The following is a 21,356-nucleotide window of genomic DNA, read 5'->3' on the forward strand; positions in this document are numbered from 1 at the left end:
AGCGGATCGGGGTGGGGGTCCTCGTAGGGCGCTACCCCCACCCCGTCGATCGATCTCCGCTTCGCTCCGATCGCTCGCCGACCCTGCCCACAAGGGGGAGGGTAAAAATCGCCCTGATGCAAAATGCCGGTCGCTGTGCTTGCGCATCCCTCGCGGAGCGGGTTTGTTCGCTGCCATCAGAATCAGCAGGTGCGCGGATGGATACGGTCACGATCAAGGCAAAGGGCATTTCGGTCACGCTCGATCTCACTGTCGGCCATATCGCCGACATGACGGTCGACAGCGATGGCCGCCAGCTGAAGCCGCTGCACCGCGCGCCCTGGATCGATGCTGGCGAGACGCTGCCGCCGGACCTGCCTGAAGGCACGGTGCGGCTGTCGGGCGATTTCCTATGCGCACCGTTTTCGGCCAGCGACATCGAGGCCGCACCGCTGCATGGCTGGCCGGCCAACAGCCCCTGGGATGTCACCGTCAGCGAAGCGACATCCGACGGCTGGCGGGCCGTCTTCCGGTTGCGCCGCACGGTGATGGGCGCGACGGTCGACAAGATCTTCACGCTCCGCAACAGTCATCCCTTTCTCTATCAGGAGCATGTCTTTTCCGGCGGTTCCGGAGCGGTCTCCGCCGCCCACCATCCGATGGCGGCGATGCGCGATGGCGGCCGGCTGGCCTTTTCGCCGAAGCGCTTTGCCGGGACACTGGACGCACCGCTGGAGCCCGATCCGGCCCGCGGCCGCTTCAAGCTTTCCTATCCCGCCCGCTCGACCGATCTGACGCGCTTTCCAGCCACTGGCGGCGGCACGCTCGATCTCACCGACTACCGCATGGAGGATGAGCGCGAGGATTTCATCACCCTGGTCGAAGCCGATCATGACGGTCCGGGCTGGACGGCGCTGGCGCGCCGGGCCGAACAGGATCTGGTGCTGGTGCTGAAGAACCCGGCGGAGCTTCCGGTCACCATGCTGTGGTTCAGCAATGGCGGCCGCGACTACGCGCCGTGGAGCAGCCGCCATCGCGGCGTGCTCGGCATCGAGGACGGCCGCGCCGCCATCGGCCATGCCGCATCGATCGACGACAATTGGCTGAAGCGCGAAGGGGTCGCGACCGCTTTTACCCTCGGCGGCGAAGTCTCCTTCCGCCATGTCATCGGCACGCTGCCGCTGGCGAGCGGCGAGCCGCCGCGCGCTATCGGGACAGCCTCAGGTCACATGCATCTCACCGGAGCCGATGGTTCGACCCGCGATGTCGCATTCGACAGCGATTTCCTGCGGATCGGCCAGCCCGGCTGATTTTCGAACGCTGGCCCTGCCCCTCACCTGCCTGCCGGCATCCTCGACACACGGCACATGGAGCTTGTCCGCCGCACCGCCGCGCCAACCAATCTGCTTGGCGCTGCGGCGGACGCATAGGGGGAGAAGTGTTACCCATCTATCGGCTGCACACCGGCAGGGCGACGAGGGGCAGCGCTGACGTGGCGGATGTCGTGAGATTGCCCAAATCGCGGTTTGAAATTTCCTCAAACTGCCGACAAGATGCAAAGCATAACTGGAAGCGCCCAATGTCCGAAATCGCCCATCTCGCCGCCACCATCTTCAAGCGCGCCGGCAAGGCGAAACGCTTCATCGTCGCCATTGCCGGCCCGCCCGGCGCCGGCAAGTCGACGCTCTCGGCCGGCCTGCATGATCTGTTGCCGGAGGGCGCGGCTGAAGTCGTGCCGATGGACGGCTTCCACTATGATGACATCGTGCTCGACCAGCGCGGCCTGCGGTCAAGAAAGGGCGCGCCGGAGACTTTCGACTTCGCCGGCTTCGAGACGCTGTTGAAGCGCATCCGTTCGGGCGAGCCAGACATCGCCATTCCGGTGTTCGACCGCAGCATGGAATTGTCGCGCGCCGCCGCCTCCATCGTTGCCGCCGAGACCAAGTTCATCCTGGTCGAAGGCAATTACCTCCTGCTGGACGAGGAGCCGTGGTCGCGGCTGGCGCCGCTGTTCGACTTCACCATCTTTGTCGATGTGCCGCGTGCCGAACTCGAGCGCCGCCTTCTGGTGCGCTGGCACGAGCATGGCCGCTCCGACGAAGACGCCCGCGCTTGGATCGCTTCCAACGACATGCCCAACATCGATCGCGTGCTCGGCCGTCGCAGGTCCGCCGACCTGGTTGTTGGCGATCCCGCATAGTTCGCTGGACTTCGGAACGGGAACCTTAAGACTTTCAGGTCGTTATCTCTCATCGGCAATCGTGCCGCCGTGAGGGAACCGTCAGATGGCAACCAAGGCAAAAACACCCGCCAAGAGCAAGACCGCTCAACCCAAAGCCAGGCAGGCAAAGGCCACGCAGGCGAAGGCAGGCGCCGGCCCGGCGATCGCCGAGCGGTCCAAGGACGCAAAGCCGGCTTTCGGCAAAGCGGCGCCAAAGAAGGTAGAACCGGTGGCGACGGCAAAGGTGACGGCGAAAACCGCCAAACCCAAGAAGCCGGCAAGCAGCGGCTCGGTGGCCGGCGGCGCGATGCGCACCGTCAAGGCGACCGCCAATGTCGCCGCTGGTGCGGTGGCGGCGACAGCCAGGGGCGCTGCGTCGCTCGCTGCGTCCGTCATCGGCAAGGGCGGCTCGAAAAGCAAGGCCAAGGCGAAATAGACCCGGCTGCTTCGGCTGGCCGAGGTCAATTCCTGGCGGGAATGGTCAGGCCGCGCTGCACCGCGGGCCGCGCCAGCCCGCGCTCCAGCCATGCCGCGACGGTGGGGAAGTCGTCGAAGCCGACGAGTTCGCGCGCCTCGTAGAAGCCGATCAGATTGCGCACCCAGCCCAGCATCGAAATGTCGGCGATGGTATAGTCGTCGTCCATGATCCAGGTTCGACCCTTCAGCCGCGTCTCCAGCACCCCGATCAGCCGCCGCGATTCATTGCGGTAGCGATCCAGCGGCCGCTTGTCGGCGATCTCGCGTCCGGCGAATTTGTTGAAAAACCCGACCTGTCCGAAAATCGGCCCGATCGCCGCCATCTGGAAGAACACCCATTGGATGGTCTCGTAGCGCCGCGCCGGATCGGCAGGGATCAGCTTGCCGGTCTTGTCGGTGAGGTAGAGCAGGATGGCGCCGGATTCGAACAGGCCGAATGGCCTGCCGCCCGGCCCGTCGGGGTCGATGATCGCAGGTATCTTGCCGTTCGGGTTCAGCGACAGGAATTCCGGCGTCCAGCTCTGGTCCTTGCCGATATCCACCAGATGCGCCTCGTAGGGGAGGCCGAGTTCTTCCAGCGCGATCGAGACTTTCACCCCATTCGGCGTCGTCGCGGAATAGAGCTGCAGGCGGTCGGGGTGGCTGGCCGGCCAGCGCTTGGTGATCGGAAAGGCGGACAGGTCGGTCATCGAAAGCTCCGGTCGGGAATTTGGCGCGGTATCGCGCCGTCTGGCGAGTTGCGAAGGATTATCCTCGGCTTCTTTGCCGATCAACCGGTCGAAGGTGCACACACCGTCTTCGCAGTCATTCAGGGCCAGTCGCTCAGGCCAGTCGCTTGCCGTCAGACCGCCTTGAACGCCACCACGGCATTGGTGCCGCCGAAGGCAAAACCGTTGCTGATCGCCGCGCGCACCTTGCGCTCGCGCGCCACATTCGGCGTGATGTCGAGATCGCAGTCGGGGTCGGCCTGCCGGAAATTGGCCGTCGGCGGCACGATGCCTTCGCGGATCGCCATCACGCAGGCGATCATTTCCAGGCCGCCCGAGGCGCCGAGGCAATGGGCATGCATCGACTTGGTCGACGACACCGACAGCTTATAGGCATGGTCGCCGAAGACGCGCTTGATTGCCGCCGTCTCGATCTGGTCGTTGGCCTTGGTGCCGGTGCCGTGGGCGTTGAGATAGTCGACGTCCTCGGGATTGAGCCCGGCGTCCGCCAGGCAGGCGCGCATCGCCGCCGTCGGTCCCTCGACAGTCGGCGCGACGATATCGGAAGCGTCGGCGGAAAGGCCGGCTCCGGCAAATTCGGCCAGAATGGTCGCGCCGCGCGCCATGGCGTGTTCATACGTTTCCAGCACCGCCATTCCAGCACCTTCGCCGAGCGACAGGCCTTGGCGATCGGCCGAGAACGGCCGGCAGGTATCGGGCGCCAGCACCCGCAGGGCCTCCCAGCCCTTCAGGATGCCCCAAAGCAGCGGCGCGTCGGTGCCGCCGGCGACCATGACATCGGCGCGGCCGAGCCGGATCTGGTCGACCGCCGAGGCAAAGGCGTGATTGGACGAGGAGCAGGCCGAAGTGACGCCGAACACCGGCCCGCGCAGGCCGAGATTCATGCTGACATGGCCGGATGCCGCACTCGGCATCACTTTCGGCACGGTGAAGATGCCGGCCCGGTTCTTGCCGTCGACCAGGATGGCGCGATAGTTCTCCTCGATCGCCTCCCAGCCGCAGACGCCGACGCCGACAACCGCGCCCATCCGGTAGGTGGTTGCTTCAGTCGATGTCAGGCCGGCATGCTGCATGGCTTCGCGCGCGGCAATCGTCGCCAAAAGGCTGAAGCGGTCCATCGACACGGTCTGCTTGTGGCTGATGCCATGGTCGGGCAGCGTCTTGATTTCGCAGCCGACCTTGACCTTCAAATCATGCAAACCGGGATTGCTGATTTGACCGATGGCCGATCGGCCGGCCCGCATTTCGTTCCAGATTGCAGGCGCATTGGCGCCGAGCCCGCATATGCCGCCGATGCCGGTAATGACGACGCGCTTTTGCATTCAGCTCAGGCTTTTTTCGCAATCAGCGCGCGAACAGCCTCAACCATATCGCCGACATTCTTGAGATTGCTCCAGGCATCGACCGTGTTCATCTCGATCTCGATGCCGTACTGCTCCTCGAGATCGAAGATGATCTCGGTCAGTTCCAGGGAATGGATGCCAAGCGCGGTCAATTCCGTATTGGTGGTGATCTCTTCGCCACCGGGCTCCGCATGTGCCCTGATCTTGGCGATGATTTCCGTTGCCAGCTCGTCAGCCATTCGATTCCTTCCCCAATTTTATAACGTCGCGGTGCCGATTGGTTGGCGCCCCTGTTGCCTGGACTGAAATCGCCGTCGCCTTCAAAAACCCGCCAGGCGCAGCATGACCGTTCCAAAGAGGCTCCCTCTATAGAAACGGAAACGCTGTCAAGCAACAAGCTATATCAACAAGCACCATATCGACAAAGCGCCGGGAGTGCTTAACGTTAGCGCCGTGGATACGTTGCAGCATGTCTTGATCCCAGCTCTTCCGGCCCAGCGCGCGGCCGGGGCGGCCCGGCTTGCGTGCGGCGTCAGGGATGGACGCACCCGGCTTTTGCGCCTCTATCAGGACGGCTCGGCCAAAATCCGCATGCCGGCCGTTGCGGCCGATCCGCTCGAAGCCGTGCTCATCAACACCGCCGGCGGTCTGACCGGCGGCGATCGGCTCGGCTGGGAAATCGATGTCGGGCCAGGTGCCTCCGCCTCGATAACCACCCAGGCCTGCGAAAAGATCTATCGTGCCGCTAGCGACCGCGCCGAAGTTCGGGTGAAGCTCAGCGTCGGCGCGGGCGGGCGTATCGCCTGGCTGCCCCAGGAAACCATCGTCTTCGACCGCTCGGCCTTTGCCCGCACGCTCGAGGTCGAGCTTGCCGCAGGCGCCGAGGCATTGCTGCTTGAAGCCACCATATTCGGCCGCCTCGCCATGGGCGAAGAGGCCGCGCACGGCCATTTCCACGACCGTTGGCGTGTCCGCCAGGATGGTGCGCTCGTTCATGCCGAGGATTTCCGCATCGGGCCGGCTATCGCGGCGGCACTTGGCCGCCCGGCGGTCGCCGGCGGCGCCATTGCCGCTGCGACGCTGCTGATGGTCTCGCCGCAGGCCGAAGCCTTGCTCGATCCGGCCCGCGACATCGTCGGCGCCGACGGCGATGCCAGCGCCTGGAGCGTCAAAAAATCTGGCAAGCTTCTTGCGAGGCTGTTTGCCGAGGACGGCTATCAGCTGCGCAAGCGGCTGGTTCCGCTCGTCGAACTGCTCAACGGGCGGGCGGGTCTGCCCAAATTATGGTCACTCTGAGCCAAATACAGGCCAAATCCAGGAAAGCGCATGAACCTGACGCCGCGTGAAAAGGACAAGCTGCTCATCGCCATGGCGGCGATCGTGGCGCGCAAGCGGCTGGAACGCGGCGTCAAGCTCAATCACCCCGAAGCGATCGCGCTGATCACCGATTTCGTCGTCGAGGGCGCCCGCGACGGCCGCCCGGTCGCCGAACTGATGGAGGCCGGCGCCCATGTCATCACCCGCGCGCAGGTGATGGAAGGCATCGCCGAGATGATCCACGACGTGCAGGTCGAGGCGACCTTTCCCGACGGCACCAAGCTGGTGACCGTTCACGAACCGATCAGGTGAGGAGAAAACGATGCTGGAGCTGCGACCGAATTGCGAATGCTGCGACAAGGACCTGCCGCCGGAAGCGGCGGACGCGCTGATCTGCACCTTTGAATGCACCTTCTGCGCTGACTGCGCTGAACATGTGCTGGGCGGCGTCTGCCCGAACTGCGGCGGCAATTTTTCCGCACGCCCGATCCGCCCAGTGGAGAAACTGGTGAAATATCCGGCCTCGACCCAACGCGTGCTCAAGGCCGAGGGCTGCGGCCCGCGCAAGGCTGCGTGATTGTTTTCGTGACTTCGAAGGGAAGACCGATGATCTCTGCTTCAACCAAACGCACCACGCTTGCAGCGATCCTGCTGCTGGCGGCGGCGATGCCCGCCTATGCCCATGTCGGCATCGGCACGACCTCGTCCTTCGCGGCGGGCTTCGCGCATCCGCTGTCCGGCCTCGACCATATGACCGTCATGGTAGCCGTCGGCCTGTGGGCGGCGCTCAAGGGCGGCAAGGCAATCTGGGCCTGGCCGCTGGCCTTTGTCGGCGTCATGCTGGTCGGCGGCGCGCTCGGCATGCTCCACGTGCCGGTGCCTTTCGTCGAACCGGGCATCCTTGCCTCCGTCGTCGCGCTTGGCTTGCTGGTGGCGTTGGCGGTCGATCTGCCGGTCTCGGCCGGAGTCGCCATCATCGGCCTGTTCGCGCTGTTCCATGGCCATGCCCACGGCACCGAAGTGCCGGAAAATGCAGGTGGGCTTGACTATATGGCCGGCTTTGCCGTTGCCACCGCACTTCTCCATGCCATGGGCATCGCTGCCGGCCTTGGCCTCGGCATGCGCTTTCGCGGGCTTGCCCGTGCCGCTGGCGCCGCTTGTGCTGCAGTCGGCGGCGGCCTGGTCTTCGGCGTTTTGTGAGGCTAACGATGATTCCCGGCGAAATCATCACCGCAAGCGGCGACATCGAGCTCAACAAGGGGCTGCCGACGGTGACGCTGAAGGTCGCCAACAGCGGCGACCGGCCGATCCAGGTCGGCAGCCACTACCATTTCTTCGAGACCAATGAGGGGTTGAAATTCGACCGCGACAAAGCGCGCGGCATGCGTCTGGACATTGCCGCCGGCACCGCGATGCGCTTCGAACCGGGACAAGAGCGGGACGTCACGCTGGTGCCGTTCGGAGGAAAACGCGAGGTCTACGGTTTTCAGCAGAAGATCATGGGCAGGCTGTGAGATCGACGGGGTCGAGCGCCCTGAGGTCAGTTCGACGGCCTGGCCGCCGCGTAGATGACGATTCTTGCCGAGCCGTCGAATTCCACCGCAAGGACGTCTTCCGTAAGCACGCGCCGCGAATCGATGGCGTTGAACAGCAAGGCGTTGGCGTCGATCTCCTTGCGCAGTTCCGCAATGTCGTCCTGATGCTGTTCGACCTTGCTCTCGACGGCCGGCGGCGGGCCGCCTTCGCTGCGCGCCGCGTCGGTGAGGAAGACGATATCTACTGTATCGAGCTTGGACGTCTTGCGCACGGCGCCGATGTTCTCACGCGTCCGCTCGATCGCGGTGATGATCTTGTTGGTCTGTGGTTCCGTCCGCGCCTCCTCCTGCCGGACATCGGAGCCGACGATCCTGTTGACGGTGTCGGCCCGGTTGACGGCGTCAGCGCTTTCAAGACCTTGCGCGGCTTGCGGGCCGAAAGCTGCGAGAAATGCGCAGGCAGCAAGGCTCTGGAGCCATCTGGTGTCGGCAAAGACAGGCATTGCTCGCTCCTGGTGGACTTTTCTGTGCAACGCCGTTCGGCGCCAAAGGGACGAAACGCCTCCTGTCGGGCGAAGGTTCCCTGTGGGCTGGCGGGCCGGGTGCCGGCCCGCCAAGCGCTTCTTTCAGCTTGCCTTCTTGGTGACAAGGGTCAGCGCGCCATCGGTGGTCATGCTGGCGGCGACCACCTGTGCCGAGGTGAGCCCCTTGGCTTCGAGCGCCGACTTGATCTGCGGCGTCGCGTCGATCGAAGAGCGCAGTTTCTGCAGCCCGGCATCGCCACGCTGGGCGATCACCTGATTGACCTGCGTCTGGGTGGCTTTGGGCAATTCGCTGATATCGACGATGTTGACCTTCTGGATCGCCGGCGCCGCCGGCTGAGCGCTGGGCGCTGCCGGCTTCGGTTGCGGCGTGGGCTGCTGCTGGGCGCCGGCTACGGTTGCGGAGGCCAGCGTGGCGGCGGCTGCAAGAACGATGATTTTGCGCATGTATTTTCCTTTCATCGATTTGGCCAAGGGTTTGGCAAACGGGCGGTTTGGGGTGGCACGGCCACCTCAACGGCCAAATGGGATCAGAAGGTGTCGCCGGGCGGGTCATTGCATGACCATTGGATGGCGACGATGTGGAGTTCGGCTGCGGCCGGCCTCTCGTTTGGGGAGCATTGACTGATGGCTAGAATTACCCGCGCCGCCTACGCGCAGATGTATGGCGCGACGGTCGGCGACAGAGTGCGCTTGGCCGACACCGAGCTGTTTATCGAGGTCGAAAAGGACCTCACCGTCCATGGCGAGGAGGTGAAATTCGGCGGCGGCAAGGTCATCCGCGACGGCATGGGCCAGAGCCAGGTGTCGCGCGCCGGCGGCGCGGTCGACACGGTCATCACCAACGCGCTGGTGGTCGATGCCACGGCCGGCATCTTTAAGGCCGACATCGGTCTCAGGGACGGCCGCATCGCGGCGATCGGCAAGGCCGGCAATCCCGACACGCAGGAGGGTGTCACCATCATCATCGGCCCCGGTACAGAGATCATCGCCGGCGAGGGCAAGATCCTAACCGCCGGCGGCTTCGACGCGCACATCCACTTCATCTGCCCGCAGCAGATCGACGAAGCGCTGATGTCGGGCATCACCACCATGCTCGGCGGCGGCACCGGCCCGGCGCATGGCACGCTGGCCACCACCTGCACGCCCGGACCCTGGCACATGGCGCGCATGATCCAGTCCTTCGACGCTTTCCCGATGAACATCGGCCTGTCCGGAAAGGGCAACGCCTCGCTGCCGGCTGCGCTGGAGGAAATGGTGCTGGGCGGGGCCTGCTCGCTGAAGCTGCACGAGGACTGGGGCACGACGCCGGCGGCCATCGACTGCTGCCTGTCGGTTGCCGACGATTACGACGTGCAGGTGATGATCCACACCGACACGCTGAACGAATCCGGCTTTGTGGAGAACACCGTCGCCGCCATCAAGGGCCGCACCATCCACGCCTTCCACACCGAAGGCGCCGGCGGCGGCCATGCGCCCGATATCATCAAGGTCTGCGGCCTGCCCAACGTCATTCCGTCTTCGACCAACCCGACCCGGCCCTACACCGTCAACACGCTTGCCGAGCATCTCGACATGCTGATGGTCTGCCACCATCTGTCGCCGTCGATCCCTGAAGACATCGCCTTTGCCGAAAGCCGTATCCGCAAGGAGACCATCGCGGCGGAAGACATTCTGCACGATATCGGCGCCTTCTCGATCATCTCGTCGGACTCGCAGGCCATGGGCCGTGTCGGCGAGGTGGCGATCCGCACCTGGCAGACCGCCGACAAGATGAAGCGCCAGCGCGGGTCATTGCCGCAGGAGACCGGCAACAACGACAATTTCCGCGTCCGCCGCTACATCGCCAAATACACCATCAACCCGGCCATCGCGCATGGGCTCTCCAGGGACATCGGGTCGATCGCGGTCGGCAAGCGCGCCGATCTGGTGCTGTGGAACCCAGCCTTCTTCGGCGTCAAACCGGACATGGTGCTGATCGGCGGCATGATAGCCGCAGCCCCGATGGGCGACCCCAACGCCTCTATCCCGACCCCCCAGCCCATGCACTACCGCCCGATGTTCGGCGCCTATGGCAAGGCCAGGACCAACTCGTCGGTGACCTTCGTTTCCAAGGCGGCGCTGGAGTCCGGCCTGCATGGCAGGCTCGGCGTCGACAAGCAGTTCGTCGCGGTCGAAAATACCCGTGGCGGCATCGGCAAGCACTCGATGATCCTCAACGACGCCACGCCGCATATCGAGGTCGATCCCGAAACCTATGAGGTTCGCGCCGATGGCGAACTCTTGACTTGCGAGCCGGCAACCGTGCTGCCGATGGCGCAGCGGTATTTCCTGTTTTGAGGCGAGGGGCGATTTGATCGACCCGGCAAATTCCATTGCGAGCCGGTCGGTGCCGCCGCAATATGCGGCTCAAAGAAACCGCGTAGCAGGTCATGGCCACCGAAATAGCCTCCGCCCACGACATCTTCCCGCATATCCGCATCGTCATGGGCATGGTGATCGGACTTGGCGTCGCTCGCCTGCTGTCGGGGGTGGCGCGCATCGTCCAGCATCCCGGCCAGTACAGGCTCTATCCCGTGCACCTCGGCTGGGTCGCCTCCATGCTGTTGCTGCTGGTGCATTTCTGGTGGTGGGAGTTCGGCCTCTACACCATAGAGGTCTGGACTTTCGGCAAGTACCTGTTCCTGATCTTCTACGCCATCACGCTGTTCCTGCTGTGCGCGCTGCTGTTTCCGGATTCGATGCTCGACTACACCAGCTACGAGGATTTCTTCTATTCGCGCCGCGGCTGGTTCTTCGGCCTGCTGGCGGCCACCTATCTGCTCGATGTCGTCGACACGCTGCTGAAAGGTCCCGAGCATTTCGCCCGCTACGGCAATGAATATCTGTTCCGAACGCCGGTTTTCGTGGTGTTGTGCATCGCCGCCATACTGGTGCGTGACCGCCGCTTCCACATCGCATTCGTCGCCGGCACGCTGATCTATCAGGTGTCGTTCATCCTGCGGCTCTTCGACACCATCGTCTGAACAGTGGCTATGGTTTAGGGTCGCAGGAAAGAGGGTTCGACCATGTACAAGGCTATCGGATCGCGTGGCTCCCGCGTCAGCCGCGTTCTGTGGATGCTTGAGGAACTCGGGCAGCCCTATGAATTCGTCGAGGTCAAATTGCGCTCGCCGGAAGCCTATGCGCTCAACCCGTCGGGCAAGGTGCCGATCCTGATCGATGGCGAACTGACGGTGACGGATTCGGCGGCGATCTGCGTCTATCTCGCCGACAAGCACGCCGACAAGGGTTTGGGCGCCAATCCCGGCCTCGCTGGCCGCGCCGAGATGGATTCCTGGATGCATTTTGCCCAGTCCGAGTTCGAAGCGCCGCTGTGGAACAAGCTGCGCCACCGCTTCCTGTTGCCGAAGGACGTGCGGGTCGATGTCGGCCCCGCCGCCGCCTACGATTTCGCCTCGGAGGCCAAGGCGCTCGACGGCCGGCTGGGGGATCGGGAGTTTGCGCTGGGCGACCGGTTTTCCGCCGTCGACGTGCTGTTGGGCGACATGGGCGGCTGGGCCCGCGCCGGAAAATTTCCGATCGAATCCGAGCGCGTCAACGCGTATTTCGACCGCGTCCTGGCGCGGCCTGCCCGTGCGAGAGCCCAGGCTAACGGTGGAGCCATGCGATGAAACTCAACCTGAACACCGACTTCACCAAGTTCCCACGCGCCGTCTCGGTGGTGGCTGCCGGCACTGCCGGAACCACGGCCCCATCCGGCCGTGCCGTCCTGCCCCATGACGAGCGTCATTTGCGCCGCCGCGCCATCGAGCTTGCCGACGGCAGCAAGGTGCTGGTCGACCTGCCCGAACCCGTGACCTTGAACGATGGCGACCGGCTGGTGCTGGAGGATGGCGGCCAGGTCGAGATCACCGCGGCACCCGAAGAGGTCTACGACATCCGCGCCCGCCACGCCGTGCATCTGACCGAACTCGCCTGGCATATCGGCAACCGCCATCTGGCGGCAGCGATCGAGCCCGGCCGCATCCTGATTTTGCGCGACCATGTCATCAAGGCTATGCTGGAAGGGCTGGGCGCCACGGTGCGCGAAGTCTCCGAACCGTTCAAGCCGGTGCGCGGCGCCTATTCCGCCCAAGGTGCGCATGGTCACGATCATGGCCATGCGCATGCGCACGCCGAAGCGCATTCCCATGATGGACGTTCCCACGCACACAGCGAGTCGCATTCGCACAGCCATTCCCATGACGGGCATCATCACGATCATGACTGACCAGCCATCCGGCATCGCTTTGCTGCGGCTCATGGCGTGGCTGTCGCCGGCCTTTCCGGTCGGCGGCTTTGCCTACAGCCATGGTCTCGAACGCGCCGGGCAAGACGGGCTGGTTGCCGATACCGCCAGCCTCGCCTTCTGGCTGGAGACGCTGGTCGAGATGGGCTCGGGCTGGAACGACGCCGTGCTCTTCACGGAAGCCTGGCGCCGCGCCCGCGACGGCGGCGATCTCCATGAAATTGCCGATCTCGCCGAAGCGCTGGCCGGCTCGCGTGAGCGTCACACCGAAACCATGCTGCAAGGCGCCGCCTTCCTGAAAGCGGCAGCGGCTTGGGCGAATCCGGTGTTGGGCCGCCTGCCGGCCGAATGCGCCTACTGTGTCGCCGTCGGCGCCGTTGCCGGCGGCAACGGCATCGCGCTTCAGGACGCGATGTCGGCCTTCCTGCAGGCCTTCTTCTCCAACCTCGTCCAGGCGGCGATCCGACTCGGAATCGTCGGCCAGACGGACGCCATGGCCTTGCTCGCCGGCTTCGAGCCGTTGGCGCTGTCGACGGCCGCGTGCGCCGCCGGCTCGACATTGGACGATCTCGGCGGCTGCGCCTTCATCTCCGACATCATGGCGATGAAGCACGAGACGCAGTATTCCAGGCTGTTCCGCTCATGATCGTCCTCGCCTTCGCCCTCTCGGCCGTCCTGCTGCTGATCACCGCGCTGCATGTCTATTGGGGCCTTGGCGGCATCTGGCCGGGCAGGGACGGCGTCTCCTGCGCCCACGCCGTCGTCGGCTTTCGCGGCATCGACGAGATGCCGACGCCGTTTGCCTGTTTCGCCGTTGCCGCGTGCCTGTGCCTCGCAACCCTGTGGCCGCTGGCGCTGACCGGGGTCTTCGCCACCCCCTTTCCAAGGGAAGGCCTTGCCGCCACAGCGCTGCTCATAGGGCTGGTCTTCCTCGGCCGCGGCATTGCCGGCTTCACGCCGTGGTGGCGCCGTCTGGCGCCGGAACAGCCTTTTGCGCGGCTCGATGTCAGCTTCTATTCGCCGCTCTGCCTGTTGATCGGGCTCAGCTTCGCCATCCTCGCCATCACGGAGTTTTTCGGCATGACGGATTTTTCGCTATGACTCAGGCCAACGGTCCCCTGCGCATCGGCATCGGCGGTCCCGTCGGCTCCGGCAAGACGACGCTAACCGAAAAGCTCTGCAAGGCGCTGCGCGACGATTTCTCCATCGCCGTCGTCACCAACGACATCTACACCAAGGAAGACGCCATGATGCTGGCTCGCCTGCAGGCGCTGCCTGAGGACCGCATCGTCGGCGTGGAGACCGGCGGCTGCCCGCACACCGCCATCCGTGAGGACGCCTCGATCAATTTGCAGGCGATCGCCGAGCTGAACAGGAAATTCCCCGATCTCGACATCGTCTTCATCGAATCCGGCGGCGACAATCTTGCCGCCACCTTCTCGCCGGACCTTGCCGACCTGACCCTCTATGTCATCTCGGTTTGCCAGGGCGAGGAAATCCCCAGGAAGGGCGGGCCGGCGATCACCCGTTCCGATTTCCTGGTCATCAACAAGAGCGATCTGGCGCCCTATGTGAACGTCAACCTCGATGTCATGGAGAGCGACGCCGCCCGAATGCGGGGCAAGCGCCCGTTCGGCTTCACCGACCTGTCGCGCGGCAAGGGACTGCAGGAAGTCATCGACTTCATCGTCGAACATGGCGGGCTGCAGTCGGCCCGCTCGGCGGCCTGACCCAGTACTTACCGGTTGCTGGTCGGCATTGGGCGCGGCATTCTTGGGGAAATGGAGGATTTTTTGATGAGCATCGCCCGTTTGCAGAAAGAGCCGCTGACCAACCTGCCCTATTATGAGGAGCGCGTCGACCTCGCCGCCGCCTTCCGCTGGACGGCGCGGCTCAACATGCATGAAGCCGTGGCCAACCACTTCTCGCTGTCGGTCAACGAGGACGGCAGCAAATTCCTGATGAACCCCAACCAGGTGCATTTCTCGCGCATCAAGGCGAGCGACCTTTTGCTGATCGACGCCAACGATCCCGAGACGCTGACCGGCCCCGACGCGCCCGACCCGACTGCCTGGGGTCTGCACGGCGCCATTCACCGCAACGTGCCGCATGCGCGCTGCGCCATGCATGTGCATTCCATTCATGCCACTGTGCTTGCATCGCTGGCCGACTCGACTCTGCCGCCGATCGACCAGAACTCGGCCATGTTCTTCAACCGCCACGTCGTCGACGCCCATTATGGCGGGCTGGCCTTCGAGGAAGAGGGCGAGCGCTGCTCGCAACTGCTCACCGACCCTAAGGTCAAAGTGATGGTGATGGGCAATCACGGCGTCATGGTCATCGGCGACACCGTTGCCGACGCCTTCAACCGCATGTTCTATTTCGAACGCGCCGCCGAGACCTACATCAAGGCGCTGTGGACCGGCCGGCCGCTGCGCACGCTCTCCGACGCCATTGCCGAAAAGGCCGCCAGCGAAATGGACGACTATCCCGGCCAGGCGGAGCGTCACCTGGCCGGGCTGAAGGCGATCCTCGACGAGGAGGAGCCGGTGTACCGCAGCTAAGCGGACCATCCGTGCTTCTCCCGTTTACGCTACGCACTCACTTTCTGTGATTTGTTATGACTGATCGGCGTAAGGCTTGCTTGCCAGGTGGTTCCCCCAATCCGTCGCTGCTTCGCAGCGCCACCTTTCCCTCCTCCGGAGGGAAAGGAAGGGAGCTTTCTGGACGAGCGTTTGACGGCAAAAAGCTTGGCTCGGCGAAGCCGAGACGGAGTGGGGGTCGACCAGCGCAACATTAGACAATGCATGGCCAAGCTGAAGGGAGGATGAGGGGCAGCGCCGACGTTCATAGGCTCACTCAGAGTCCCAACTGAGCCCGCAACTCTTCCGCACTGTTGATCACGACAGCGCCCTTCGGTCCTGCCATCGGCGCTTCCGGCCAGAAGATCGTCCGCATCCCCGCGGCCAGGCCTGATGTGGCGCCGGTAACGCTGTCGTCGACGGCCACCGCGTCTGAAGGATCGACGCCGGCCAGCCACGCGGCGCGCAGGAATGGTTCGGGATGCGGCTTGCCTTCGCGCACGTCGTTTCGGCTGATCGTGCGCATGCCGGGATAGATCAGGCCGACGGCGCTCAGATTTGCATCGACGATCACCCGGTCGGAATTGGACACCACCGCCTGCTGCACGCCGAGCGCGCGCAACTCGTTGAACACTTCGATCGCGCCGGGGCGCGGCTTCAGCGTCTCGGCCATCGGCATGTAGTGATCGTATTTGCGCACGATCCAGTCGTCGAAGGGCAGGTCGAGGCCGAACTCGCTGCGCAGCATCTCGTAGACCGGTGCGGCGGCGACGCCCAGCACCCGCTCATGCAGGTCGGCCGGCGGCGTGATACCGACGCTGCGCAGCGCCGCCACCAAGGCCGCCTCGTGCAGCGGCTCGCTGTCGACCAGCGTGCCGTCCATATCCCAGAAAACCGCTTTCGGCGTCATGCGAGGCTCCTTTGCCGATCCCCTTAAAGCGTTTGTATCAGGAGATAAACTGCCGAGCCCGTCCGCTGGCGATTTTCGCTGGGTTGGTTGCCGCGCGGCGGCCGGATCGAAGCAGCAAGCAATTGTCTTCCCGATTGAACAATTGCGCGCCGACACATTCCCTGCAAGACTACGACGCTTCGCCCAAGGGCGCGCAAAGGGGCAGGGCTGGAGGCACATTTTGAATTCGCGGCAAGATGGCGGCAGCAGCAGGCTGGACGAGGCAGCGCGCGCCGGCTGGCTTTACTATGTTGCCGGCAACACCCAGGACCAGATCGCCGCCACGCTCGGCATTTCCCGGCAGACGGCGCAGCGGCTGGTGTCGCTGGCGGTGTCGGAGGGGCTGATCAAGGTGCGGGTCGACCACCCGATCGCCAATTGCCTCGACCTTGCCGCAAGGCTGAAGTCGCGCTTCGCGCTCGACCTGGTCGAAGTGGTGCCGAGCGATCCGACCTCATCCTCGACCACGATCGGCATTGCTGAGGCGGCCGCGGCCGAGATCGAGCGGCGGCTGCGGTCACCGACGCCCATCGTCTTGGCCATCGGCACCGGCCGCACGCTGAAGGCGGCGATCGAGCAATTGCCGCCGATGGAATGCTCGCAGCACAAGGTTGTGTCCTTGACCGGCAACATCTCGCCCGACGGTTCGGCCGCCTTCTACAACGTCATCTTCACCATGGCCGACCGGGTCAAGGCGCGCTCGTTCCCGATGCCGCTGCCGGTCATCGCCTCGTCGCCGGAAGAGCGCGAGATGCTGCTTGCCCAGCCGATGATCCAACCGACGCTGGCGCTGGCCGCGGAAGCCGACGTGACCTTTGTCGGCATCGGCGATCTCGGCCCGAAGGCGCCGCTCTACGAGGACGGTTTTATCTCGGAAAGCGAGTTGAAGGCGTTGCAAAAGGCTGGCGGCGTCGCCGAGATCGTCGGCTGGGTGTTCGATCGGGAAGGCCGCATGATCGAGGGCATCACCAACGACCGGGTATCGTCGGCAGCCTTGCCGTCACGCGAAAAGTCGCTGGTCATTGCGCTCGCCATGGGCGAGCGTAAGTTGCCGGGCATCCTGGCCGCTGTGAACCGCCGGCTGGTCAATGGCCTCATCACCGACGAGCGGACCGCCACGGCTTTGCTCGACGGTCCCTGATAGATTAAGCGGCCCATCGATAAAATCCAACACGTTTTATTTGCAGCGCCCGGACGGGTCGTTGCCGTCGAGAAAACCCATGTCGCGCTGCAAATGCGACGACAGCTCCCGGACGTCGACGTAGCCGCGCCGGCGGTGCACAAGCAGGGAAAATTCATGCACCAGCAGGGAAAACCAGCTCTGCGCCGGGGTCGAATGGAGCTTTTGCTGTACCGTGGTCATGATCTTCAGCCTCCGCTATGCTTGAACTTGATTGATCGTTGACACCAGATATCGGCCTGATTGCCTCTTGCCGCCAATCAAACGTCGATCACGACCCATAAGGAGGGCTTATGCCCGATCTCAAGGCACCACAGCTCGCCCAGTTGCCGCCACTGCAGGCCATCAGGGTGTTCGAAGCCGTCGCGCGGCATCTCTCCTTCACCAAGGCCGCGCAGGAACTCGGCATGACGCAGGCCGCCGCCAGCTACCAGATCAAGCTTCTGGAAGAGCGCATCGGTTCGCCGCTGTTCCTGCGCCAGCCGCGCCAGATTGTGCTGACGGAACCCGGCCAGCGCCTGGCGCCCGCCGTCAGCGAGGCGTTCAGCCTGCTCTCAAGCGCCTATTCCGCCGCGCGTGGGGGCGCCGATGGTGTGCTGTGCGTCTCGACGCTGCTGACCTTTGCCTCGAACTGGCTGGCGCAGCACCTCGGCTCCTTCCAGGTCGCGCATCCGTCGCTGGCGGTGCGCGTCGATACCTCGAACAGGGTGATCGATTTTGCCCGCGAGGACATGGACATCGCTATCCGCTCCGGCAGCGGCAAGTGGCCTGGAGTGGAGACCCATCTTTTGTTCAAGGCCGATTTCACCCCGGTGCTGAGCCCGGCACTCGCTGCCACCATAGGTGGCGTCCACGAACCCGCCGACCTGTTCAAGCTGCCCATTCTCGATCCCGGCGACATCTGGTGGCGGGAATGGTTCGCCCTTGCCGGCGTCCCGGCGGACGAACTTGCCAGGCGCACCGGCACCAGCATGGGCGCGCAGGCCTATGAGGCGAACGCGGCCATCGCCGGCCATGGTGTGGCAATCCTGACCACCGCATTGTTCAAGACCGAGCTCGCCGCCGGCCGCCTGATCCAGCCCTTCGACCTGGTCGGCGACGACGGCCACGCCTATTGGCTGGTCTACCCGACGGCGCGTCGCAACGTGCCGAAGATAAAAGCCTTCCGGGACTGGATCCTGGCCGAGATCGCCTGCGCCTGAGGGCGAGCGATTCGCGGATTGATTTCCGAGATGCAAAGCGAGCCATGGATCCGCGACGAATGCTCGCTTTCGCGGACAAACAGCTGCGATCGGGCCACCCGGTTAACCAAGCTTGACAAAAACGCTGTCGATATCACTCGCCCGGCATAGGCTTGTGCTTGTGACGACCCAATTGAGCAGGATCAATCGTCTGCAGATTGAAACAGGGTCGATCAGCCGGCTGATGAAAGTCTATCGCGTCGAAGGAATCGAAAACAACACCGTGCGCACGACGCAGGTGATCGAAGCATTTACGCCGTTTCAAGCTGCCGTGAAGGCAATCGGCCGGGAAGTTAGGCTGCGCAAGGACGAACCCAGCTGGATCCAGGTGACGGAAGTGCTGACCAGAGCCAAGCAAACACGCGACGGCAGGGTTTTCGAATATTCCGTCGGAAGCTACCCGTCCCACGGCTGACGGGCTGGGCCCTATCGCTCCCTTGGCGCCATGATTGGGTTGCGATGGGTCGGCATCAACCCGCTCTCACATCCCGTGCAAACAGCTTCCCAAATCCATTCAATATCCTCTACGCGCGCAACGCCGCGCTCCGCCTTGCGTGCTGCGCTGCAGCATCGAATCTGGCTTGACATAATTTATGCCAAGTGAGTAATTGCCCATTACCAAGGCAAATGCTCATCTTGGTTCATGGGAGGAATTTGATGAAACTGCGCACGCTCACTTTGGGCTTGTTGTCGGCCAGCGCTTTCGCTTTTGCCGCACACGCCGAATCCATCACCATCGCCACGGTCAACAATGGCGACATGGTCCGCATGCAGAAGCTGACGGACGACTTCACCAAGGCGAACCCCGACGTCACGCTCAACTGGGTCACGCTCGAAGAGAACGTGCTGCGCGAGCGCGTCACCACCGACATCGCCACCAAGGGTGGCCAGTATGACGTTATGACCATCGGCACTTACGAGGTTCCGATCTGGGCCAAGCAGAACTGGCTGTTGCCGCTCGACAAGCTCGGCGACGACTATGACGCCAAGGACATCATCCCGGCCATCGCCGGCGGCCTGTCGGTCGACGGCAAGCTCTATGCCGCGCCCTTCTACGGCGAAAGCTCCTTCGTCATGTACCGCAAGGACTTGATCGAGAAGGCCGGGCTGAAGATGCCCGACGCCCCGACCTGGGACTTCATCAAGCAGGCCGCCGACAAGATGACCGACCGCGCCAATGGCGTGAACGGCGTTTGCCTGCGCGGCAAGGCCGGCTGGGGCGAGAACATGGCCTTCCTCACCGCCATGTCGAACTCCTTCGGCGCCCGCTGGTTCGACGAGAACTGGAAGCCGCAATTCGACCAGCCGGAATGGAAGAACACACTGCAGTTCTATGTCGACCTGATGAAGGCCGACGGTCCCGAGGGCGCCTCGTCCAACGGCTTCAACGAAAACCTGGCGCTGTTCCAGCAGGGCAAGTGCGGCATGTGGATCGACGCCACCGTCGCCGCCTCCTTCGTCTCCGACCCGAAGAACTCGACCGTCGCGGACAAGGTCGGCTACGCACTGGCCCCCGACAATGGTCTGGGCAAGCGCGGCAACTGGCTGTGGGCCTGGTCGCTGGCCATCCCGGCCGGCACGCAGAAGGGAGACGCCGCACAGAAGTTCGTCTCCTGGGCGACCAGCAAGCACTACGCAGAACTGGTTGCTTCGAAGGAAGGCTGGGCCAACGTTCCTCCGGGCACGCGCTCCTCGCTCTACGCCAATGCCGAGTATCAGAAGGCGGCTCCGTTCGCCAAGATGACGCTGGACTCGATCAATGCCGCCGACCCGACGCATCCGACCGTCAAGCCGGTGCCCTATGTCGGTGTGCAGTTCGTCGCCATTCCTGAGTTCCAGGGCCTCGGCACAACCGTTGGCCAGCTGTTCTCGGCGGCGCTCGCCGGCCAGACCAGCGTAGACGACGCGCTCAAGCAGGCGCAGGACGCCGCCACCGCGACCATGACCGAAGGCGGTTATATCAAGTAAGGCTCCTCCCGGTGCCGAATGCCGGCCGCCTCCTTGGCCGGCAACGGCCGCCCGAATCCCAGTTCGGGCGGCCCCTTTCACACACCTGAAAATTTGGCTGACCTTGAAGGGTGACCGTCATGGCTACTCAGCAGACCCGTTCGCTTGCCCGCTTTATGTTGGCGCCATCCGTGGTGCTGCTGTTCGTCTGGATGATCGTGCCGCTGGCACTCACGATCTGGTTCTCCTTCCAGCAGTACAATCCGCTCAATCCGATCCGCGACGGGTTTGTCTGGTTCTCGAATTACTCGCTGTTCTATTCCAACCCGGCATTCCTGCAGTCGATCCTCAACACGCTGGTCCTGGTGGGCAGCGTGCTGCTGATCACCGTCATCGGCGGCATCATGCTGGCGCTGTTGATCGATCAGCCGATGTGGGGACAGGGGATCGTCCGCATCCTCGTCATCTCTCCGTTCTTCGTCATGCCGCCGGTGGCTGCACTTGTCTGGAAGAACATGATCATGCACCCGCAATACGGCGTCTTTGCCGACATTGCGCGCTTCTTCGGGGCTCAACCGATCGACTGGTTCGGGCAGCATCCGATGCTTGCCATCATCATCATCGTCGCCTGGCAATGGCTGCCCTTCGCAACGCTGATCCTGCTGACCGCATTGCAGTCGCTCGACGGCGAGCAGAAGGAAGCCGCCGAGATGGACGGCGCCGGCTTCGTCAGCCGCTTCATCTATCTGACGCTGCCGCACATGTCGCGCGCCATCACCGTCGTCATCCTGATCCAGACCATCTTCCTGCTGTCGGTCTATGCCGAAATCCTGGTCACCACCAATGGCGGACCCGGCTATGCCTCCACCAACCTGCCCTTCCTCGTCTACCAGAAGGCATTGCTGGAGTTCAAAATCGGCCAGGCATCGGCCGGCGGTGTCATCGCCGTCATTCTCGCCAACATCGTCGCCTTCTTCGCCATGCGCGCGGTCGGCAAGAACCTGGACAAGTAAGGGAGGATACG

28 protein-coding genes are annotated in these 21,356 nt (G+C 63.9%); 21 read left to right on the forward strand and 7 right to left on the reverse strand.

Annotated features, from left to right (window positions below):
- The first annotated feature begins 197 nt into the window (after positions 1-197).
- The 3 genes from NLY37_RS24515 to NLY37_RS24525 all read left to right on the forward strand — a co-directional run bounded on the left by NLY37_RS24515 (position 198) and on the right by NLY37_RS24525 (position 2,636).
- Positions 198-1,289 (forward strand): hypothetical protein, encoded by a 1,092-nt coding sequence (locus tag NLY37_RS24515; RefSeq protein ID WP_023703725.1) that lies wholly within the window; start codon positions 198-200, stop codon positions 1,287-1,289.
- Between the two features lie 269 nt (positions 1,290-1,558).
- Positions 1,559-2,179, forward strand: coding sequence for a nucleoside triphosphate hydrolase (locus tag NLY37_RS24520; RefSeq protein WP_023671222.1), 621 nt, complete (start codon positions 1,559-1,561; stop codon positions 2,177-2,179).
- A gap of 85 nt (positions 2,180-2,264) precedes the next feature.
- Positions 2,265-2,636 carry a hypothetical protein gene (locus NLY37_RS24525; RefSeq protein ID WP_023683605.1) on the forward strand — a complete coding sequence of 124 codons (372 nt, stop codon included), beginning with the start codon at positions 2,265-2,267 and terminating at the stop codon, positions 2,634-2,636.
- A gap of 25 nt (positions 2,637-2,661) precedes the next feature.
- Here NLY37_RS24525 and NLY37_RS24530 read toward each other — a convergent pair whose 3' ends face one another.
- From NLY37_RS24530 to NLY37_RS24540, 3 genes are all read right to left on the reverse strand, one after another.
- Positions 2,662-3,366 (reverse strand): glutathione S-transferase family protein, encoded by a 705-nt coding sequence (locus NLY37_RS24530; RefSeq protein WP_023671224.1) that lies wholly within the window; start codon positions 3,364-3,366, stop codon positions 2,662-2,664.
- 152 nt (positions 3,367-3,518) lie between these two features.
- Positions 3,519-4,727 (reverse strand): beta-ketoacyl-[acyl-carrier-protein] synthase family protein, encoded by a 1,209-nt coding sequence (locus NLY37_RS24535; RefSeq protein ID WP_023671225.1) that lies wholly within the window; start codon positions 4,725-4,727, stop codon positions 3,519-3,521.
- Positions 4,728-4,732: 5 nt separating this feature from the next.
- Positions 4,733-4,987, reverse strand: a complete 255-nt coding sequence (locus tag NLY37_RS24540; RefSeq protein WP_023671226.1) for an acyl carrier protein — start codon at positions 4,985-4,987, stop codon at positions 4,733-4,735.
- Between the two features lie 235 nt (positions 4,988-5,222).
- On the opposite strand from NLY37_RS24540, the gene NLY37_RS24545 reads away from it, so the two are divergent.
- Genes NLY37_RS24545 through NLY37_RS24565 form a run of 5 tightly spaced genes read left to right on the forward strand, consistent with a single transcriptional unit; the run spans position 5,223 to position 7,579 of the window.
- The gene (locus tag NLY37_RS24545) at positions 5,223-6,044 is read left to right on the forward strand and encodes an urease accessory protein UreD (RefSeq protein ID WP_081726189.1); all 822 of its coding nucleotides are present in this window, start codon (positions 5,223-5,225) and stop codon (positions 6,042-6,044) included.
- Between the two features lie 30 nt (positions 6,045-6,074).
- Positions 6,075-6,377, forward strand: a complete 303-nt coding sequence (locus tag NLY37_RS24550) for an urease subunit gamma (protein ID WP_023671228.1) — start codon at positions 6,075-6,077, stop codon at positions 6,375-6,377.
- A 10-nt stretch (positions 6,378-6,387) separates the two neighbouring features.
- Positions 6,388-6,642 (forward strand): DUF1272 domain-containing protein, encoded by a 255-nt coding sequence (locus NLY37_RS24555; RefSeq protein WP_023671229.1) that lies wholly within the window; start codon positions 6,388-6,390, stop codon positions 6,640-6,642.
- A gap of 29 nt (positions 6,643-6,671) precedes the next feature.
- Positions 6,672-7,265: a HupE/UreJ family protein gene (locus NLY37_RS24560; RefSeq protein ID WP_023671230.1), complete on the forward strand. Its 594-nt coding sequence runs from the start codon at positions 6,672-6,674 to the stop codon at positions 7,263-7,265.
- 8 nt (positions 7,266-7,273) lie between these two features.
- Positions 7,274-7,579, forward strand: a complete 306-nt coding sequence (locus tag NLY37_RS24565) for an urease subunit beta (protein WP_023671231.1) — start codon at positions 7,274-7,276, stop codon at positions 7,577-7,579.
- A gap of 26 nt (positions 7,580-7,605) precedes the next feature.
- Here NLY37_RS24565 and NLY37_RS24570 read toward each other — a convergent pair whose 3' ends face one another.
- A complete protein-coding gene (locus NLY37_RS24570) occupies positions 7,606-8,103 on the reverse strand; it encodes a hypothetical protein (RefSeq protein ID WP_023671232.1) in 498 nt (165 codons plus the stop codon).
- 123 nt (positions 8,104-8,226) lie between these two features.
- Positions 8,227-8,589, reverse strand: coding sequence for a hypothetical protein (locus NLY37_RS24575; RefSeq protein ID WP_023671233.1), 363 nt, complete (start codon positions 8,587-8,589; stop codon positions 8,227-8,229).
- 180 nt (positions 8,590-8,769) lie between these two features.
- Here NLY37_RS24575 and ureC point away from each other — a divergent pair, with 180 nt between their 5' ends.
- The 8 genes from ureC to NLY37_RS24615 all read left to right on the forward strand — a co-directional run bounded on the left by ureC (position 8,770) and on the right by NLY37_RS24615 (position 14,997).
- Positions 8,770-10,482, forward strand: coding sequence for an urease subunit alpha (gene ureC, locus NLY37_RS24580; RefSeq protein ID WP_031242430.1), 1,713 nt, complete (start codon positions 8,770-8,772; stop codon positions 10,480-10,482).
- A gap of 92 nt (positions 10,483-10,574) precedes the next feature.
- The gene (locus NLY37_RS24585; RefSeq protein ID WP_023742262.1) at positions 10,575-11,168 is read left to right on the forward strand and encodes a hypothetical protein; all 594 of its coding nucleotides are present in this window, start codon (positions 10,575-10,577) and stop codon (positions 11,166-11,168) included.
- 42 nt (positions 11,169-11,210) lie between these two features.
- Positions 11,211-11,816: a glutathione S-transferase family protein gene (locus NLY37_RS24590; RefSeq protein WP_023742263.1), complete on the forward strand. Its 606-nt coding sequence runs from the start codon at positions 11,211-11,213 to the stop codon at positions 11,814-11,816.
- The gene (locus NLY37_RS24595; protein WP_023742264.1) at positions 11,813-12,415 is read left to right on the forward strand and encodes an urease accessory protein UreE; all 603 of its coding nucleotides are present in this window, start codon (positions 11,813-11,815) and stop codon (positions 12,413-12,415) included. The genes NLY37_RS24590 and NLY37_RS24595 overlap by 4 nt, the downstream gene beginning before the upstream one ends.
- Positions 12,408-13,079 (forward strand): urease accessory protein UreF, encoded by a 672-nt coding sequence (locus NLY37_RS24600; RefSeq protein WP_023742265.1) that lies wholly within the window; start codon positions 12,408-12,410, stop codon positions 13,077-13,079. The genes NLY37_RS24595 and NLY37_RS24600 overlap by 8 nt, the downstream gene beginning before the upstream one ends.
- A complete protein-coding gene (locus tag NLY37_RS24605; RefSeq protein WP_023689160.1) occupies positions 13,076-13,534 on the forward strand; it encodes a DUF3995 domain-containing protein in 459 nt (152 codons plus the stop codon). The genes NLY37_RS24600 and NLY37_RS24605 overlap by 4 nt, the downstream gene beginning before the upstream one ends.
- Positions 13,531-14,163: an urease accessory protein UreG gene (gene ureG / locus NLY37_RS24610; protein WP_023689161.1), complete on the forward strand. Its 633-nt coding sequence runs from the start codon at positions 13,531-13,533 to the stop codon at positions 14,161-14,163. Before NLY37_RS24605 ends, ureG begins: the two co-directional genes overlap by 4 nt.
- 66 nt (positions 14,164-14,229) lie before the next feature.
- A complete protein-coding gene (locus tag NLY37_RS24615) occupies positions 14,230-14,997 on the forward strand; it encodes a class II aldolase and adducin N-terminal domain-containing protein (protein WP_023742266.1) in 768 nt (255 codons plus the stop codon).
- A gap of 295 nt (positions 14,998-15,292) precedes the next feature.
- On the opposite strand, the gene NLY37_RS24620 is transcribed toward NLY37_RS24615, so the two are convergent.
- Entirely contained in the window at positions 15,293-15,925 is a 633-nt protein-coding gene (locus NLY37_RS24620; protein ID WP_023671242.1) for an HAD family hydrolase, read from the reverse strand.
- A gap of 220 nt (positions 15,926-16,145) precedes the next feature.
- Here NLY37_RS24620 and NLY37_RS24625 point away from each other — a divergent pair, with 220 nt between their 5' ends.
- Positions 16,146-17,105 carry a sugar-binding transcriptional regulator gene (locus NLY37_RS24625; RefSeq protein WP_023742267.1) on the forward strand — a complete coding sequence of 320 codons (960 nt, stop codon included), beginning with the start codon at positions 16,146-16,148 and terminating at the stop codon, positions 17,103-17,105.
- A gap of 36 nt (positions 17,106-17,141) precedes the next feature.
- On the opposite strand, the gene NLY37_RS24630 is transcribed toward NLY37_RS24625, so the two are convergent.
- Positions 17,142-17,327: a hypothetical protein gene (locus NLY37_RS24630; protein WP_023742268.1), complete on the reverse strand. Its 186-nt coding sequence runs from the start codon at positions 17,325-17,327 to the stop codon at positions 17,142-17,144.
- Positions 17,328-17,437: 110 nt separating this feature from the next.
- Between NLY37_RS24630 and NLY37_RS24635 the strand changes: the two genes are divergently transcribed.
- The 4 genes from NLY37_RS24635 to NLY37_RS24650 all read left to right on the forward strand — a co-directional run bounded on the left by NLY37_RS24635 (position 17,438) and on the right by NLY37_RS24650 (position 21,345).
- On the forward strand, positions 17,438-18,346 hold the full coding sequence (locus tag NLY37_RS24635; protein ID WP_023671245.1) for a LysR substrate-binding domain-containing protein: 909 nt from the start codon (positions 17,438-17,440) through the stop codon (positions 18,344-18,346).
- Between the two features lie 112 nt (positions 18,347-18,458).
- A complete protein-coding gene (locus NLY37_RS24640) occupies positions 18,459-18,800 on the forward strand; it encodes a hypothetical protein (RefSeq protein WP_156933952.1) in 342 nt (113 codons plus the stop codon).
- 242 nt (positions 18,801-19,042) lie between these two features.
- Positions 19,043-20,353 (forward strand): ABC transporter substrate-binding protein, encoded by a 1,311-nt coding sequence (locus tag NLY37_RS24645; protein ID WP_023671248.1) that lies wholly within the window; start codon positions 19,043-19,045, stop codon positions 20,351-20,353.
- A gap of 119 nt (positions 20,354-20,472) precedes the next feature.
- Positions 20,473-21,345 (forward strand): carbohydrate ABC transporter permease, encoded by an 873-nt coding sequence (locus tag NLY37_RS24650; protein ID WP_023671249.1) that lies wholly within the window; start codon positions 20,473-20,475, stop codon positions 21,343-21,345.
- The last annotated feature ends 11 nt before the right edge of the window (positions 21,346-21,356 follow it).

It is taken from the genome of Mesorhizobium sp. C395A (assembly GCF_030323205.1).
Taxonomy (GTDB): Bacteria; Pseudomonadota; Alphaproteobacteria; order Rhizobiales; family Rhizobiaceae; genus Mesorhizobium.

Bases quoted from the DNA above. Each gene is read 5' to 3' on its own strand.
- NLY37_RS24600 (WP_023742265.1), top strand. From the start codon at position 12,408: ATGACTGACCAGCCATCCGGCATCGCTTTGCTGCGGCTCATGGCGTGG.
- NLY37_RS24645 (WP_023671248.1), top strand. From the start codon at position 19,043: ATGAAACTGCGCACGCTCACTTTGGGCTTGTTGTCGGCCAGCGCTTTC.
- NLY37_RS24590 (WP_023742263.1), top strand. From the start codon at position 11,211: ATGTACAAGGCTATCGGATCGCGTGGCTCCCGCGTCAGCCGCGTTCTG.
- NLY37_RS24555 (WP_023671229.1), top strand. From the start codon at position 6,388: ATGCTGGAGCTGCGACCGAATTGCGAATGCTGCGACAAGGACCTGCCG.
- NLY37_RS24630 (WP_023742268.1), bottom strand. From the start codon at position 17,327: ATGACCACGGTACAGCAAAAGCTCCATTCGACCCCGGCGCAGAGCTGG.
- NLY37_RS24605 (WP_023689160.1), top strand. From the start codon at position 13,076: ATGATCGTCCTCGCCTTCGCCCTCTCGGCCGTCCTGCTGCTGATCACC.
- NLY37_RS24560 (WP_023671230.1), top strand. From the start codon at position 6,672: ATGATCTCTGCTTCAACCAAACGCACCACGCTTGCAGCGATCCTGCTG.
- NLY37_RS24520 (WP_023671222.1), top strand. From the start codon at position 1,559: ATGTCCGAAATCGCCCATCTCGCCGCCACCATCTTCAAGCGCGCCGGC.
- NLY37_RS24620 (WP_023671242.1), bottom strand. From the start codon at position 15,925: ATGACGCCGAAAGCGGTTTTCTGGGATATGGACGGCACGCTGGTCGAC.
- NLY37_RS24585 (WP_023742262.1), top strand. From the start codon at position 10,575: ATGGCCACCGAAATAGCCTCCGCCCACGACATCTTCCCGCATATCCGC.
- NLY37_RS24570 (WP_023671232.1), bottom strand. From the start codon at position 8,103: ATGCCTGTCTTTGCCGACACCAGATGGCTCCAGAGCCTTGCTGCCTGC.
- NLY37_RS24565 (WP_023671231.1), top strand. From the start codon at position 7,274: ATGATTCCCGGCGAAATCATCACCGCAAGCGGCGACATCGAGCTCAAC.
- ureG (WP_023689161.1), top strand. From the start codon at position 13,531: ATGACTCAGGCCAACGGTCCCCTGCGCATCGGCATCGGCGGTCCCGTC.
- NLY37_RS24515 (WP_023703725.1), top strand. From the start codon at position 198: ATGGATACGGTCACGATCAAGGCAAAGGGCATTTCGGTCACGCTCGAT.
- NLY37_RS24540 (WP_023671226.1), bottom strand. From the start codon at position 4,987: ATGGCTGACGAGCTGGCAACGGAAATCATCGCCAAGATCAGGGCACAT.
- NLY37_RS24635 (WP_023671245.1), top strand. From the start codon at position 17,438: ATGCCCGATCTCAAGGCACCACAGCTCGCCCAGTTGCCGCCACTGCAG.
- NLY37_RS24650 (WP_023671249.1), top strand. From the start codon at position 20,473: ATGGCTACTCAGCAGACCCGTTCGCTTGCCCGCTTTATGTTGGCGCCA.
- NLY37_RS24525 (WP_023683605.1), top strand. From the start codon at position 2,265: ATGGCAACCAAGGCAAAAACACCCGCCAAGAGCAAGACCGCTCAACCC.
- NLY37_RS24530 (WP_023671224.1), bottom strand. From the start codon at position 3,366: ATGACCGACCTGTCCGCCTTTCCGATCACCAAGCGCTGGCCGGCCAGC.
- NLY37_RS24615 (WP_023742266.1), top strand. From the start codon at position 14,230: ATGAGCATCGCCCGTTTGCAGAAAGAGCCGCTGACCAACCTGCCCTAT.
- NLY37_RS24595 (WP_023742264.1), top strand. From the start codon at position 11,813: ATGAAACTCAACCTGAACACCGACTTCACCAAGTTCCCACGCGCCGTC.
- NLY37_RS24535 (WP_023671225.1), bottom strand. From the start codon at position 4,727: ATGCAAAAGCGCGTCGTCATTACCGGCATCGGCGGCATATGCGGGCTC.
- NLY37_RS24575 (WP_023671233.1), bottom strand. From the start codon at position 8,589: ATGCGCAAAATCATCGTTCTTGCAGCCGCCGCCACGCTGGCCTCCGCA.
- ureC (WP_031242430.1), top strand. From the start codon at position 8,770: ATGGCTAGAATTACCCGCGCCGCCTACGCGCAGATGTATGGCGCGACG.
- NLY37_RS24550 (WP_023671228.1), top strand. From the start codon at position 6,075: ATGAACCTGACGCCGCGTGAAAAGGACAAGCTGCTCATCGCCATGGCG.